At 29.3% G+C, this 16,195-nt stretch carries 14 protein-coding genes; 12 read left to right on the forward strand and 2 right to left on the reverse strand.

The genetic code is table 11. The annotated features are described in order from the left end of the window. Positions 1-122: 122 nt before the first annotated feature. The 7 genes from QEJ31_RS09590 (at position 123) to QEJ31_RS09620 (ending at position 7,744) form a co-directional block, all read left to right on the forward strand. On the forward strand, positions 123-782 hold the full coding sequence (locus tag QEJ31_RS09590) for a hypothetical protein (RefSeq protein WP_280589646.1): 660 nt from the start codon (positions 123-125) through the stop codon (positions 780-782). Then, positions 779-2,593: a HAMP domain-containing sensor histidine kinase gene (locus tag QEJ31_RS09595; protein ID WP_280589647.1), complete on the forward strand. Its 1,815-nt coding sequence runs from the start codon at positions 779-781 to the stop codon at positions 2,591-2,593. The genes QEJ31_RS09590 and QEJ31_RS09595 overlap by 4 nt, the downstream gene beginning before the upstream one ends. Positions 2,594-2,758: 165 nt before the next feature. Then, positions 2,759-3,769: a hypothetical protein gene (locus QEJ31_RS09600; protein WP_280589649.1), complete on the forward strand. Its 1,011-nt coding sequence runs from the start codon at positions 2,759-2,761 to the stop codon at positions 3,767-3,769. A 45-nt stretch (positions 3,770-3,814) separates the two neighbouring features. Then, positions 3,815-4,792, forward strand: coding sequence for a hypothetical protein (locus QEJ31_RS09605; protein WP_280589650.1), 978 nt, complete (start codon positions 3,815-3,817; stop codon positions 4,790-4,792). Beyond that, entirely contained in the window at positions 4,759-7,098 is a 2,340-nt protein-coding gene (locus QEJ31_RS09610) for a HAMP domain-containing sensor histidine kinase (protein WP_280589652.1), read from the forward strand. The genes QEJ31_RS09605 and QEJ31_RS09610 overlap by 34 nt, the downstream gene beginning before the upstream one ends. Before the next feature lie 96 nt (positions 7,099-7,194). Next, on the forward strand, positions 7,195-7,365 hold the full coding sequence (locus QEJ31_RS09615) for a hypothetical protein (protein ID WP_280589654.1): 171 nt from the start codon (positions 7,195-7,197) through the stop codon (positions 7,363-7,365). A gap of 139 nt (positions 7,366-7,504) precedes the next feature. Next, a complete protein-coding gene (locus tag QEJ31_RS09620) occupies positions 7,505-7,744 on the forward strand; it encodes a hypothetical protein (RefSeq protein WP_280589656.1) in 240 nt (79 codons plus the stop codon). A 129-nt stretch (positions 7,745-7,873) separates the two neighbouring features. Here the strand turns inward: QEJ31_RS09620 and dnaK are convergent, their stop codons facing one another. Then, the gene (gene dnaK, locus QEJ31_RS09625; protein WP_280589660.1) at positions 7,874-9,805 is read right to left on the reverse strand and encodes a molecular chaperone DnaK; all 1,932 of its coding nucleotides are present in this window, start codon (positions 9,803-9,805) and stop codon (positions 7,874-7,876) included. A gap of 454 nt (positions 9,806-10,259) precedes the next feature. On the opposite strand from dnaK, the gene QEJ31_RS09630 reads away from it, so the two are divergent. Genes QEJ31_RS09630 through QEJ31_RS09645 form a run of 4 tightly spaced genes read left to right on the forward strand, consistent with a single transcriptional unit; the run spans position 10,260 to position 13,975 of the window. Further along, the gene (locus QEJ31_RS09630) at positions 10,260-10,922 is read left to right on the forward strand and encodes a DedA family protein (protein ID WP_280589661.1); all 663 of its coding nucleotides are present in this window, start codon (positions 10,260-10,262) and stop codon (positions 10,920-10,922) included. Positions 10,923-10,954: 32 nt separating this feature from the next. Next, the gene (locus QEJ31_RS09635) at positions 10,955-11,626 is read left to right on the forward strand and encodes a site-2 protease family protein (protein ID WP_280589663.1); all 672 of its coding nucleotides are present in this window, start codon (positions 10,955-10,957) and stop codon (positions 11,624-11,626) included. Positions 11,627-11,634: 8 nt separating this feature from the next. Then, on the forward strand, positions 11,635-12,699 hold the full coding sequence (locus QEJ31_RS09640; protein WP_280589664.1) for a hypothetical protein: 1,065 nt from the start codon (positions 11,635-11,637) through the stop codon (positions 12,697-12,699). Continuing rightward, positions 12,692-13,975: a site-specific DNA-methyltransferase gene (locus QEJ31_RS09645; RefSeq protein ID WP_280589665.1), complete on the forward strand. Its 1,284-nt coding sequence runs from the start codon at positions 12,692-12,694 to the stop codon at positions 13,973-13,975. Before QEJ31_RS09640 ends, QEJ31_RS09645 begins: the two co-directional genes overlap by 8 nt. Here QEJ31_RS09645 and QEJ31_RS09650 read toward each other — a convergent pair. Further along, complete coding sequence (locus QEJ31_RS09650) at positions 13,876-15,252, reverse strand: response regulator (RefSeq protein WP_280589667.1); 1,377 nt, start codon at positions 15,250-15,252, stop codon at positions 13,876-13,878. The two genes, QEJ31_RS09645 and QEJ31_RS09650, sit on opposite strands and share 100 nt — an antisense overlap. Positions 15,253-15,356: 104 nt before the next feature. On the opposite strand from QEJ31_RS09650, the gene QEJ31_RS09655 reads away from it, so the two are divergent. Then, a complete protein-coding gene (locus tag QEJ31_RS09655; RefSeq protein ID WP_280589669.1) occupies positions 15,357-16,160 on the forward strand; it encodes a chemotaxis protein CheX in 804 nt (267 codons plus the stop codon). Positions 16,161-16,195: the final 35 nt, after the last annotated feature.

Genomic DNA, 16,195 nt, shown 5'->3' on the forward strand with positions numbered 1-16,195 from the left:
TAATAAAATTAAAATTTATATATCAATATTCTTGCTAATTAATAAAAAATGATATTTTGTTACTCTTTGGAAGAGTCTGTTTAAAATGACTTATTTTAGTTATTAAATATAAAGAGTCTTGTATGCCAGAATATAAATATATCTATCATTTTCAGTATGAAGAAAAAAAGAAAATGCTGCACTACTTTGCAGCTTTAAGAATAGTCTATTTTCGAGATTTTCCTTATCTTTATGTAGGAAATTTTGAATATGAATTGAGCTACTTGCAAAATTACTTGGAAGATCCAAGCTCTGTTTTTATCACAATTCAAAAAGAAAATCAGATTCTTGGAATTGCAGCAGGAGGTTCATTTGCAAATCTTTCCAGTTCATTTGGGAACGTTGCTGAAAAATTTAGAATGCAAGGATTTGAGCCGAAAAAATTATTTTATATAGGAGAAGTTATTGTCAGATCGACCTCTGCAGGAGAAATTAATGGGGCAAAGCTATTTAAAAAGTTAGTACATTTTTCCTTAGATTTTCATTATGAGGGATTAGTTTTTTGTCATGAAAATAGTTTTAGTGAAAATGTAAGTCAAATTTCAAAAAATAAAAATGAAAGATTTAAAAGAATTTTTTTTAGATCAGGTTTTAATGATCCTAATATTGAAATTGATGTATCTTATGATTCTTTAGAAGACGATAATTCAATTAAAGAAAAAAAGCATACTTTAAAGTTTTGGCACTTAAAATACAAAGAAAATCTTTTAAAAAAATTTGGATTTAGAAAAGAATTTATATGAAAAATATAATTAAAAATAGCAAATTCGTTTTCTTTTTTATTTATTGTATTATACCTATTGTTATTATTAAATCTTTTAATCAACCTACAAACATTGTTTTTGGAATTCATGAGGGAATTACAGAGCTTTCTTTATTAATAATAATTTCGACAATAATGCTTAAAAAATATCACAAATGTGGGAATAAAACGTCGAGTATATATATTGCGTTAGTTTTTTTTATAACATCTTTGCTTATAGCTGACTTTATTTACATGTTAACTATAGTATTTCCTGATAAAGAGAGTTTACTAACATTTAAACTATCTATTTTAATGTATGATATCTCTTTTCTTGCTATTTTATACATTCTGGTTAAAAAAATGTATATAAAAATTAAAAGTTATTATATTCATGTTTTAACAATAATTTTTGCCATAATATTTGGATTTATTTCTTTACATTATGTTTTAATTCCCTATTTAAACTCGAGTTCTGCGGATAAAATAGTGCAGTTACTCTGCACTATTTTTTCTCTTATTGAAATTGTAGTGGTTGCTGTATCAATCTCGCTTTCATTTATCGTGAAAAAATTAAATCAATTGATTTTTTTAGCTGGTATAGTTTTGATGGCTTTTGGAGATTTAGTCATAAGATATGAACAAGTATTTAATCAAAATGGGCCTCAGACATACTATGAATATACTTGGAGTTTGGGAGTTTTTTTAATTGCAATAAGTTTTATTAAAGTGAAAGATTTACTAGATTTTAGAAAGGAAAATTTTTCAACTTTTTTTAGTTTAAGGTGTCTATTCCCAATTTCAGGAGTTTTAACGGCACTAGTTATTTATACTTTTTTTGTATTATCTATTGAATTTGAGAAAATAAGTATATTTAAACTTTCCCGTGAAGCAATCATTTTTTATTTTATATTAATTAGTTTAAATATAGTATCATTAAAATTTTCGATTTATCTTACAAAAACATTAAAAAAAGTTTATTTCAATGTTAGTGCTAGTAATCCAGAAGAAAAAATAAATCCTGTATTACAAGAAGTTGAAGAAATAGTGAAAGAATATTATATAGCAAATGAAAAATTAAAAAATCTATGTCAAGTTAATATATTGCAAGAAAGAGAAATAAATAAATACGAAATTGAGAAAGTTAAATATTTACTTTCTTCTAAATTATCCCATGATATTAGAGGTCCAATTACTATTCTTAGAATATTATTCAAAGAGACTGAAAAAGAACTAGAGCAATCACAAGCCAAAATAATTACAAACCAGATAGAAAGAATTTCAAGTATAATAGATGAACTAATTTTAGTGAATCTTAGCAAAAGCAGTACAATAACAAAACAATATTTTTGCAATACTAAAAAAGTAATTGAAGAAATTATTGTTGAAAAAACTGAAAAACTTTATAAAGATTTAAAAATAAAATTTTCAGTTCAAATTGAGAATCTTTCTCCAGCAAAAATGTGTCCGATTGAATTAACAAGAATTTTATCAAATATAATAAACAATGCTTATGAAGCTTCCCAGAATAAAAATGCCCAAATTTTTATTAATCTTTCAAAAAGTGAAGATAATTTTAATGTTATTGCAGTTAAAGACCATGGGAAAGGTATAAAAGTTGAAGATTTAAATAAAATTGGCAACTTTGGGGTTAGTATTGGAAAAGAACATTTCACCCATGCTGGTTTTGGGTTGGGTTTGTATTATGCAAAATTAACCATTGAAAAATGGGGAGGAAAATTGTTTATTCAATCAGAAGAAAATGTGGGAACAACAGTGTTTCTGCATATTCCAATTCATTTAACAAAGTAAAAAAATAAACTCTATTCATTTATTGGTTCTCTTCTGAAAAAAAATAAAATAAAGGTAATCTAAAATACTTAATAATCTATAAATTGTTTGTTAGAGCTAACAAAGCAAACTTTTTAAGTGAGGTATGACCTCATTTATTTTTATTTTACCGGATTATTAATGTTTATGAAAATTTTAAGTCTCGTTTGTAATATAGGTGTAGTAATGTCTTTGGGTTTGACTAATACCTCTAAAGCTTCTGTCAATATCATAGCTTGGTGGGGTTACTTTAATAAAGAATTGGTTAGTTTTTTAGAAGATAAATGTAAGACCAAGGTATCATATGATGAATATTATACAACGCATGAATTTATAAAAAGAATGAATGAACAATCATATTCTATCGCAATTTTTGCTCAAACAGGTTATAACTTTATAGCAAAAAAAGCAAACAATAAAGGAGTCAGTTTAGAAGAGATAAAAAAAACTCAACATCCTTTCATTTCTCAGTCTATTTTCAATCAAAATTTACCTAAAAATGTTGCTATTTTTGCCATAGAAGCCGCTGGATTTTTATATAATGCAGATAAAATTAGTATTTCACCAACAGACTCTTTGCAGGAAATTTTTAGGAAAGCAAAAGGAAAAAAAGTAATAGTGATTGATAATCCTATTGAACCAATGAAATTTATTTCTCCTAATTATCAGTTTCCAAGCAATATTAATGCTAAGTTTCAAGATCTTTTTGCAGATGTGGAAATTATTGTTTCTAATGATTTGGCTAATTTTAGCAACGATAAAGATATTGTGTTAGCACAAGCTTGGCTAGGAAACGCTTATGCCCAAATTAAAAACAATCCTAAATTAAAGTTTATTCATCACCCTGCTATTTCATATTTAGGTGCAGATCTTATTGCCGCATTGAATACAAAAGCAGAAACAGAGTGTGTAGTAAAAGCATTGGCTGGGAAAGAGATCAATACAAAAATAGTTTCTAATGATTTTCGTCTTTCTCCCTATGGGATATTAACAAAAAATAAAAATATTGCGAGTGACTTGTATTTAGAAGTAAACAACTATTTTTTTAAAAATACGCTTCAAAATTTACAGTGGACGACTAGGCCTACTGAGGAAGAATATTTAAAAATTATAAAACTATGGGAAAGAACAAAATTAGATTTGTTAAGTAAAAATTGATCTTTTATGCAAGTTTTTTTCACTTATTTAATAAAAGTAGTTCTAATGAGTTTAACTTTAACAACATATCAGAAAAATGCTTTTGCAGTAAATATATTATCATGGTGGGGATATTTTAATTCCGAAATTGTTTCTGAATTAGAGCTAAAGTGTGGAGCAAAAATATCTTACGATGAATTTTATTCTATCGATGAATTTTTAAAAAGATTTCACGAACAGGAATATTCGATAGTTATATTTCCCCAAAGCACGTATAATTTAGTTGCGCAAAAAGTTGCAAATAAAGGAATAGATATCTCGGATATTCGAAAAAAATATGCCGAAAGTGTGTCTAATTCAGGTTTTGCTAAAAATTTGCCAAAAAATGTAGGTATTTTTGCCATTGAGGCTGCAGGTTTTTTGTATAATTCTGAAAAATTAACAATTGGTCCTGACTTACCTTTAGAAGTTATTTTTCAAAAGCTAAAAAATAAAAAAATTATTATTTTAGATAATCCAATTGAGCCTATGAAATTGGTTTCTAAATTAGGTGAGCAAGTTTCTTTTGAAGAAGCTGTACTACGGTTTAAAAAACTTTTTACCAATGTAGATGTTATTTTAAGCAATGATATTGCTAATTTTTACAAAGATGAAAATATTGTACTGCTGCATGCTTGGATTGGAAATTCATACGAAATTATTAAAAAAAATCCAAAATATAAATTTATGCATCACCCAAAGGTTTCATATATAGGTGGAGATCTTATAGCTTCACTCGATAAAAATCCTAAAACTTCTTGTGTAATGAAAATTTTAGCCGACAAAGAAATGAATACAAAAATTATTGCACATGACTTTAGAATGTCACCATATGGTTCTCTACAAGAATTTGAGAAAAAAATTGATCCGCTCTATTTACAAGTTAATAATTCATTTTTTGATAAAAGTTATGATAAGTTACAGTGGCATGGTAGACCAAGTAGTAACGAGTTTCAAAAAATTTCGGAATTATGGCAGAAAATAAAAGTAGAAATACAAAACTAAACTTTAATAGAATTATAAACTATATCAATGCGCTTTCGTTAAGCATTATTATTATAATTTTTGTTATTTTAACAGGAGTTATTCTTCTTTTATATTTTCAGTATAAAGAAACAAATAATAATCTTTTAAAAGAAAAGAAAGAAAAAATTTATGGAACTTATGTAAATGAAACTTTTCAAAAAATTTTACTACTTTCTTACTCTAGTCCTTTTTTAAGTTACTTACATGCTGGTGAAACCTCGCGAAATTTGTTAGAAATTGAGCTTCTAAAAAATTTCAACATGTATGTTAGTAAAGAGTTAATTGGTTATAAACTTTTTGATCATAGTAATAATTTTCTTTCTTCTGTTGGAAAAGAAAGTGATACATACTTAATTTTAGAACTCTGCTATTTGAATAATACAATAAATCCTACAATTGGTAGATGCAAAGCCTATTTGCATGTTTTTTTTAATTTTGCAGCCGTACTAAAAAAAATTAGTAATTTAGATGCAAGTTGGAATCATTGTAGTAATTGTTATCAATTTGAAATAAAAAATGGAGCTATTTTAAATGGTATTAGAATAATTAAAAATAACAATTTTGTTATTCCGTATGAAATAAAACGTGATAAAAATGAACAATTACTTTATTCTTTTTTAATAGCATTAATTTTCTTACTTATATTTGTTTGTATTGCCTTTTATATAAATGGATTAATTTTAAAAAAATATATTATTAAACCAGTTAGTAATTTATTTGAATATGTCCAAACATCAAGAAGTAAAGGTTCATTTTTACTAGAAGAAATTTTTCAGGTAGCTGAAAAAATTGATGAATTAAGAATAAAAATAGCAACTGCAGAAAGAGAAAAACAACAGGCAGAGTTTATGAAGCTAGCTCAAGTAGCCCATGATATTCGCTCACCACTTGCCGCTCTAAATGTTTTTTTAAATGTAATAAATGAGTTACCCGAAGATAAAAGAATATTAGCGCGAAATGCTATATATCGAATTCAAGATATTGCAAATAATTTAGTAAAAAAACAGCAAAACATTTTTCAATCTGAAAATAAAGTACTTTCAGAAGAAGAAGAAAGTATCCAACTCATTTCTAGTCTAGTTGAATCTTTAATCTCAGAAAAAAGAATGCAATATACTTTTAATAGTAGTATTAAAATTGAATTTGAACACAGTCATAATGCATATAATACATTTGCAAAAGTTCAGCCAAATGAATTTAAAAGAATGTTATCTAATTTAATCAACAATTCTTTTGAAGCAATTGAAAATGAAGGGAAAGTTACACTTTCATTATCAGTATTAGAGGGTAAAATTCAATTGAAACTTAAGGATACTGGGAAAGGGATTCCAGAAAATATTCTTCCGAAATTAATAGAGGAAGGACGCACATATAATAAAAAAGGTGGCACAGGTCTTGGTCTTTCTCATGCTAACAAATTAATTAAAAATTGGGGAGGTGATTTTTCTATTCAATCGCAAGAAAATTATGGGACTACAGTATCAATGAGTTTTGCAAAAGCAATTTCCCCTGCTTGGTTTTTGCCCAAATTAAGTATCCCTGAAAATTCTTTAGTTGTAGTGTTAGACGATGATGAATCAATTCATAGTACTTGGAAAGAAAAATTTAAGAGTCTTAGCGATGCTAATATTACATTACAACATTTTATAAATCCTAGTGCTTTTTTTACTTGGTACGATGACATAAAAAAGAATTTAAACAAAAATTTGTTTGTTTTGTGCGACTATGAATTTATGAATTCATCTGAAAATGGAGTTTCAATATTAAGAAAATTAAATATACCTGATCAATCTGTCTTAGTTTCAAGTAAATTTGATGATTCAACGTTACAAATAGATTGTGAAAAATGTGGAATTAAATTGATACCAAAATGTTTAGTCTATTTATTACCTATTTTTGTTGAAAAAGGAATATCTAAAAATTCAAATTTTTCTGATAAAGTAAAAGACTATAGTGTTACAAATGATTCAGAAGTTTTTGCTGTTTTAATTGATGATGATATTTTCATGCATGACTTATGGAAATTAACAGCAAAAGATAAATGTATAGTTTGTTTTCAAGACCCCGAATCTTTTTTTATGCAAATGCATAAATTTAGTAAAGATATAAATATTTATATAGATTCTTCCTTATCAGGAAACAAAAAGGGAGAAGATATTGCAAAAGAAATTTATCAATTAGGATTTAAAAATATCTACTTAGCAACAGGTTATCATCCAAAACATTTCCCTGAGATGCCATGGATAAAAGAAATTCGTGATAAAACTCCACCTTGGTTTAATTGAAATTCTAATTTTAGCAGTGACATTTTTTAGACTCCAAGATTTTTGGTAATAAATAAAATATTATTTTAAAGTAATAAAAATTTTTGGAGGTAATATATGCAGCGTATAAATGAAAAATTTGAAAAATTAAACATCATTTATAGAAATCATCCCCTCATTTCTTTTTTAAATGATAATACGAAACCCCCTTTAGGAAAATTATCTTTTATTCCGTTACTTTCTCCAAAAATTTTCAGAGTCACTAACCACGATTTGGAATTCAAATAATGTCAATTCACGAAAATGTTTTTATGAACTTGTTGGTTTACTTTATAATGCTATTCCAATCGAGAAATATATTATTTTAGAATCAGTAGAAAGAAATGGTAATATTCTTTTTAAAGCTTTTTCTTCTATTGCTGAAGAATTGAGTTTAGTTACTGGAAATAAATATGTTTACTTTGGTCAACATCATTTTGAACTGGAATCAGGTAGAGCAATAAGTGAACTTTATAAAGCAAATATTAATTATATAAATAATTATCAATTGAATTCTGAAGAGTTTAATAAATCTTGTTTTTTAATTGATAAAGTATACGATATTTTTAATTTATTTTGGCTAGATCTTTATAATTATGCAGTAAATTATACTAATAAATTAAGTTAAAATATTAAAATATTTTACAAAGTTATCGAATTTTAATTTTTAAATATTTTATTTAAACAAATAAAAAAACCCTTTATTTTAAAATTTAAATAAAATAAAGGGTAAATTTTTAAGTTTCAAAATTGCAAATTAGTTATTGGATTCAAACTCAGCGTCAACAACTCCATCTTTGTTTTTAGAATTGTTTTGATTGTTACCTTGTTGTTGTCCGCCTGCACCAGTTCCTGGGTTTGCGCCTGGTTGAGCGCCTTGTGCGCCGGCATTTTTATACATTTCTTCTGCCAATTTATGGGCTTTCGCTTCAAGAGAAGCAATTGCTGCTTCTAAAGCTGCTTTGTCTTCGCTCTTTGTTTCGAGTACAGAACGCGCGCTTGTTAATTCTGTTTCTAAAGAAGCCTTCATATCAGCTGGAAGTTTGTCGCCATTTTCTTTTAAATTCTTTTCAGTTTGGAAGATAATACTATCTAACTTGTTGCGACTATCAATAGCTTCACGACGTGCTTTGTCTTCTGCAGCATGGCGCTCTGCTTCTTCCATCATGCGTTTGATTTCTGCTTCAGAAAGTCCGCCAGAGTTAGAAACAGTAATTTTTTGTTCTTTACTTGTTCCAAGATCTTTTGCTGAAACATTTAGAATACCGTTAGCGTCAATATCAAATGTTACTTCGATTTGCGGAACACCACGTGGTGCAGCTGGGATTTCAGTTAAGTTAAATTGTCCAAGACGGCGGTTGTCACGAGCCATTTCGCGTTCACCTTGGAATACACCAATTTCCACGCTTGTTTGGTTATCGGCTGCTGTCGAGAAAATTTGGCTTGCACGTTTTGGAATAGTGCTGTTGCGTTCAATAAGTTTAGTAAATACGCCACCAAGTGTTTCAATACCTAAACTTAAAGGAGTAACATCAAGTAATAGAACGTCTTTTACTTCACCGCCGAGAACGCCAGCTTGTACCGCTGCACCAACAGCGACAACTTCGTCAGGGTTCACTGTGCGGTTTGGTTCTTTCTTGAAGAAAGCTTTTACTTTGTCACCAACTAAAGGAATACGTGTAGAACCACCAACCATTACAACTTCATCTATTTGTTCAACAGAAAGGTTAGCGTCACGTAAAGCTGCGCGGCATGGCTCGATTGTTCTATCAATGATGTCCATGATCATTTGTTCAAATTGGGAGCGCATCAAGCTTACAGCAAGGTGTTTTGGTCCTGTTTGATCTGCTGTTAAGTATGGTAGATTGATGTCTACTTTAGTTTGTCCAGAAAGTTCAATTTTTGCTTTTTCTGCAGCTTCTTTTAAACGTTGCATCGCCATTGGGTCTTTAGACACATCAATAGAAGTTTGTTTTTTGAACTCAGCAACTAGAAATTCAATTAAACGTTCATCAACGTTGTCACCACCAAGGTGTGTGTCTCCATTTGTGGAAAGAACTTCAACAACGTTGTCGCCTACTTCAAGAACAGAAACATCGAATGTACCGCCACCAAAGTCATAAACAGCTATTTTTTGGTTTGTTTTTTTGTCTAAACCATACGCAAGTGCAGCTGCTGTAGGCTCGTTGATGATCCGTAGTACTTCAAGACCTGCAATTTTACCTGCATCTTTTGTAGCTTGGCGTTGGGAGTCATTAAAATATGCTGGAACTGTAATAACAGCTTTAGTTACGCTTTGGCCAAGGTAACTTTCTGCAGCTTCTTTTAATTTTTGCAGAACTTTTGCTGAAATTTCAGGTGGAGCCATGTCTTTTCCACCAATTTCAAATAAAACTTTATCACTTGCGCCTTTTTTTACTAAATATGGCATTTTTGTAGCTTCTTCTGAGCGTTCGGAGAAGTGGCTACCGATAAAGCGTTTTGCTGAGTAAATAGTGTTACGTGGATTTGTTACTGCTTGGTTGCGAGCTGCACGCCCAACAATAAATTCGCCATCGCGTGTGTAAGCTACAACTGAGGGAGTTGTGCGTTCACCTTCTTGATTTGTAATGACTTTTGCTTGACCATTTTCCATAACAGCCACAACCGAGTTGGTTGTTCCCAAGTCGATACCAATTATTTTACTCATACTAGAACCTCCAAAAAAGGATAAAAATTGATCATTTTGTTTTAAATGCTTAGGGAAAAGATTTGTGTTTTTAGGCTGTTATGTATGAGCCTGAAATCAGGAAGCTTCCTTTCCCTGCTTTCCAGAAACATAAGCACCTATTTTCTTGTGTCAACTAAACTTTTTGAAAACAGGTCAATTTGTTTCTACTTCTTTTTGAGGGTGTATCCTTTAAAAGAGTTAAGTAGATAAATAAATTGAATTATGTGGTGGGATAGAGGGTGTCAAAATTGAGGAATGAGAGAAAATAAGCAAGTCAAGCTTATAAGACAGCTAAAAAAAGTTAATAAAATAAATTTAAAGAACAAAAATGTCTTAAAGTGATAGTTTAGTGGAATAAAATTTGCAGGCTTTTGGAGTATCGGCTAAATGAATATACTAGGCTTTTTTTTAGTGCTTTTGGAGAGTGGTAATTGTGTTAGATAGTTTAATCGATTTTTTTACAACTTACGGTTCAATTGCAGTTTTTGGGGTCCTTCTATTGTGTGGATTTGGCCTACCAATTCCTGAAGATATTACACTGGTTGCGGGTGGCGTAATATCTTCCGTAGCTTGCAATGTAGATGGCTCATTTTTACAGGCCTTAAATGATTGTAACGAAGTGCATATCATGCTTCTGATTTCTATGGCAGGAGTTTTAATAGGTGATAGCACTATGTTTTTCTTAGGAAGAATATATGGTAAAAAACTGTTAAAAGTTAGATTTTTTTCAAAAATAGTGACTGAAAAAAGATATTCTTGGATCCAAGAAAAATTTGCAAAACATGGGTTTTGGCTTATTTTTGCAGCTCGATTTATGCCTGGATTGCGATCCCCTATTTTTGTTGTGACAGGGATTACACGTCAGGTCTCTTATCTTAAATTTTTATTAACTGATGGATTTGCAGCTTTAATTAGTGTTCCAGTCTGGGTTTACTTAGGATTTTGGGGCGAACGTCAATTAAGTGATTTAAATTTACTCGATCATTATGTGAAAAAAGGACAATATGGAATATTTGCTGTACTAGGAATAGCAATTATAACATTAATTATTGTCTGGTTTATCAAAAAGAAAATTAATGAAAAAACGGGTATATAAAAATTAACAAGTTAACATGAAAGTAAATTAGAATGGAATTTTTGTATCTGGATTCAAGGTTTTCTCTACCTACAGCAATGCTTAAATATTTAGGTTTTTTGATTGCAATAACTATGTCTCAAGCAGCAATAGCTATTGTTGCAAGAAAAAAAGGTGACACTTCTGCGCAAACGTCGCAAATGGCAACATTGAATCCTTTGCCACATATTGAATTATTTGGAACAGTAGTGATTCCTTTTATTCTGATATTTGCAAACTCTCCATTAGTTATTGGTTGGCCAAAGCAATTTAGTATTGAAACTAGGTATTTTAAAAAAATAAAAAGTGATATAAATTTAGTATATTCTTCTGGGATATTAATTAATTTTCTTATAGCATTAATATGCACAGTAATATTAAAATTTATGGGCAATATAACAATTTCCCAAGGTGCGGATTACTCTAGTCCAGAAATATTATCAAGAATGATATTATCTTATATATGTTTTTCAAATATTGTTATCGGAGCCTTAAATATACTACCATTTCCTGGTTCGTCTGGATGGAAGATATTAATAAATAATTTATCTTATGATCTATCGCGTAAAGCGCAAGAAAAGCAGATGTTTATATATATTGTGTTTTTAATTTTATTAATAACCGGTATTTTAGATTTTTACTTTTATTTTTTCATAAATCTTTTTCGCGCTATTAATTTGTTATAAGGTTACATATGTCCAAAGACCTTACTTATACAATTTATAGTCATTCAGATGCTGATGGTGGAATAGCTGCAGCATTATTTTCAAAATATATTCATGAAAAATATGCAAAATTTGGTTGGAATATTGAAATAAATCCAGTGAATCATGTATCTTCACTAGGGGAGTGGAGTCTGCGGGAAATTAAATGGCCCTGTGCTATTCTTGATTTTTCATTACATCCGGCCTTTCTAAATAATAAGTTTTTTTCAACTAAACAAACTCTTGAAAAAAAATTAGCTAATGAAAAGCAAATACCTGAATGTTATTGGATTGATCATCATCCCACAGGTTCTAGTTTTCCTTTTTTAAATGAAAAAAATACATCTGAAATTATCCCCAATGTTATAACAAAGTGGGATACACAAGCTATAAGTACTCCAGGGCTACTGCGCACTCATCATCATGAATTATCTTTTCCTATTAAAATATTAAAAGAATATGAAGAGTTTATTGATCTAGCAGAAATAATTGATGGTGCTTTGTATGTCACCAGTGATGCTGCACATGATTATTCATCACAAGCTGTAAAGTTACAAACATTATTTAGTCCTAGTCATTCAGTTATTGATAAAGTTGCTTTATATAAAAAACTTGTAAGACAAATTATTAAAAGTCCATCTGTTGAAGAACTATTTGATAGTGATTATATTTATGATGCCATCATAAAAAATGAAGAGTTACTATTTTATAAGCAATACAGAATTTATAAAAAAGTAACACAGCAAATATCAAAAGTTGCTTACTCTAATTTTCTAGAGGCGAAAGAATTTTCAGGTATGGCAAGATTTCTCCCATATTTATTATTTCCAGAATCAGAATATGCTCTACATGTTTTTCCAAATTATAATAAAGGAAGCTCATCTATTTCCTGTGGAATAAATCCTTGGAATAAACCGAAAAATTCAACTAAACATTTAGGGAATTATTTTGCGCAGAATTTTGCTGGAGGTGGGCACGCTTTTGTAGCTGGAGGAAGAGTATTAGAAGATGAAATTTATAAATTAGATAAGCTCATAGAGTATTTAAATGAGTGAATTTTGGATTGAATCTCCTCTAAATAATTTTTCACTTAATTTAAATAGGAATAATTATTTAATTGAAGGAGATAATCTTCCAGTATTACAAGCTCTTTCGTCTTTATACACCAACAAAATTAAATTAATATATATAGATCCTCCGTACAATACAAAACAAAAATTTATATATAATGATAATTTTGGTAATCATAATTCTTGGTGTGATATGATGAGACCTCGATTAGATCTTGCTTATAGATTGCTTGCAAATGATGGTTTTATATTTATAAGTATTGATGATAATGAAGTTCATTATTTAAGATTGCTAATGGATGAAATTTTTGGTTGTGAAAATTTTAGAAATTGTATTGTTGTTCCACGTGGAATAAAAAATGTTCAAGCGCAATTTTCTACAGCAAGAAATTTATCTATTGGACATGAATATATTTTATTTTATAGCAAAAATAAAGAAACGAGAATTAAAAAATTTGAATTGTTAAATAAAAATAATTTAAAGTGTTATGGCTCTTGGAATAATCATTGGCGAGGAACAAATAGACCAAATTTGAGGTATGAATTATTTGGAATTACACCAAAAGCAGGGCAGTGGCGTTGGTCTAAGGAAAGAAGTTTTCAAGCTATAGAAAATTATAAAAAAATATTATCTGATTGCAAAAAGAAAAATAGTGAAGATCTTTCCCAAGAAGAAATATGGAAATGGTATAAAAAAAATATTAATGAAAAAGTAAAATTTGATCTATTACGGTTAAGTAAACTTGGAAAACCTGAGCATTTTATTCCTCCAAATAATTATATATTAGGAAGTGATCTATGGAGTGATTTAAAAGCATCTGGTTCGAGAGATTTAAAAAAAATATTAGAATATGGTAAATTTGATATGCCAAAATCTGTTGCTTTAATTAAAAGAATAATTAGTATTTGTACTTTACCAAATACAAACGATATTATTCTTGATTTTTTTGCAGGATCAGGAACAACGGCGCAAGCTGTTTTGGAAAAAAATATTGAAGACAATGGAAATAGACAATTTATTTTAGTTCAATCAAGTGAAAAAATAAGTAATTTGATAAATAAGAATGTAAGCATAAATAATATAGCAGAATTAGCTAAAGTAAGAATTGAAAAGTTTCTTCAATTAAATGATTCTAAGGATAGTAAAAAATTTATTTATGTTCAATTTATACCAAATGAAATAAATTCTTCTTCGCCAGCAGGTGTAGCAGGTGCAGGTTTAACTCCATCATCAAAACCACCCATGATGAACGACATTTGATCTCCGGTTAATAAACATTTAGGAGTATCTTTACCAGTAGTGCTTGCGGTAGCTGCAGTTGTTGCGCTTTTGGCTTGTGCTGCAGGTGCGGCAGGCGATGCTCCTTCTTTTTCCAGTTTTTCTAGTAATGTTTTAGATTTCAAATAATTTGGTGGAGCTTTTTCAACGGACTTTTTCGCGTGTTCTATTGCTTTTACTTTATCTCCTAATTTTGAATAAGCTAACGCAATATTATAAAGCAGTAAGTATTCTTTATCAGGCATATCTAATACTTTTATTGCATTTTTATAAAGAGAAACTCCTTCATTAAATTTGCCCGCTTTTACTAACAAAACGCCTTTATTATTAAAAAAACTTGCCAATTCTGAACCTTTTTTAAGATTTGCTAATACTTTTTTACTTTCTTCAGTTCTTCCTTGTGTTGCAAGTGCTCTTCCTAAACCAAAGGAAGCTCTGTCATCGGTTGGATTCAATTTTAAGACATTTTTAAAATTTTCTTCAGCTTTTTCTGCTTCACCATTCCCTAAATTTAATTCTCCAATTACAAGTAATCTATCAACGTTGTGAGGACTTAATAGTTTTGCTTTTTCTAATGCTTTCATAGCATCGTCAAATTTATTATTCTTAATATGAACTTTTGAAATTAAGTTTAAAGCGGGAATGTGATTAGGATCAATTTTTAAAATTTTATTCAAAAATTCTTCAGATTTTTTTAGATCTTGTGCTCTTAGAAGCAATTCAGCATAAAGAGTTAAAAAACGAAGAGAGTTAGGTTCTTTTTTTAATCTGGGGAGTAGAATTTCTTCAGCTTTTTTATAATTTTTAGTAAGTAAAGAGTTATTAAATTCCTTTTGAAAGTTTCTATCACTTTCTGGATTTTTCTCTTGTTCTTCTAACTCTTCTAATCTTTTGATAAAGTCTTTTTCTGCAACTGGTTTCGTTAAAGTTTCATAAAAATAAAACTCAGAAATAATTGCTTTATCTTCTTTTCCAATGCTTCCCACGATTGGTACACAAAAACAATCTCGAATTTTTTTATTCTCATGAGTTTTAATATATTGCACAAGCGCAATACCAGAAAAAACAGGCATTCTGACATCTACAAATATTATATCAAATATAGTAGCATTTGTTTCTAATTCTTTTAATGCCTGCTCTGCTCCCAAAAAACCTTTGTAATTAATTTTTCCAATTTTTTGGAAAATTTTTTCCATTTGCGACAGGACATCAGGATCATCGTCAACAACTATTATGTTTTTAAATATAGATAGTGTCATTTTTCCCCCTTAAGACTTCTACAGATTTTAACATGTCTTATCGATAGCTAGAGATGTCAGTTAATTGTATTAGCTCTCTCTTAGGATGAGGGAATGAAAACAGGATGTCTGCCCAAAATCCGTTGGAAAAAAAGCTTGATAGGTATTATGAGGATATTATTGATAAAATAATGGAACTCATTGAAACCCAAAAAAATGTCTTGGGCGAACAAAAAGAACTAAAAAAAGATATCGCAAAATTAAAGGAACATGTTTTAGAAACTAAAACTGAGTTTGAGCAAATTAATGCTAAACTTGATAATTTAACAAAACTTGCAAAATCTGGGGGAGGCTCTGGTTCTAGCGCTTCCTATTCTTCAAATTCATCTTCCTATGGAAATAAACCTGCAACTGGTGGCCAACCAAAGAGTTTAAAAGATTTTCTTGCTACGGAAGCTGCTATTTTTGATGTAAAAGTATTGAATGCTTTTATTAAATCCACAAAAGAAATTGTGAAAACCAATACAAGAACAGAGCCAACATTTTTAAAGCCTGTTGTTGGTGAAAACACAAATTTAAAAATTGTAGTGGCTGGTAGAATGAACCTGTCACGTGATACAGGTAAAGGAACAATGGCTTTTTGTATGGAATTAGAATCTGCCACTGCTATAACTAGGGCAGTATTTATGTCTCCAGAAGATGCAAAGGTCTCAGATGCAGATATTAAAGACGTAACAAGTGAAATATGTAACCAAATTTGTGGAAAATCTAAATTAGCACTAAAGAATGAGGGCTATAGTTTTGATATTGGTATTCCTGAAATACATCAAGGACAACCGAAAGATCTTTTGGCCGTCCTTGGTTATCCTAAAATTTCTTTATTTTTTGCTTATGAAAAAAAGCCCTTTTACGTCTTATTTTGGGGATGAAGCCTTTTCTTTTAAATTATTCTTATCTTATTCAA

It is taken from the genome of Pigmentibacter sp. JX0631, from assembly GCF_029873255.1.
In the GTDB taxonomy this organism is placed as follows: domain Bacteria; phylum Bdellovibrionota_B; class Oligoflexia; order Silvanigrellales; family Silvanigrellaceae; genus Silvanigrella.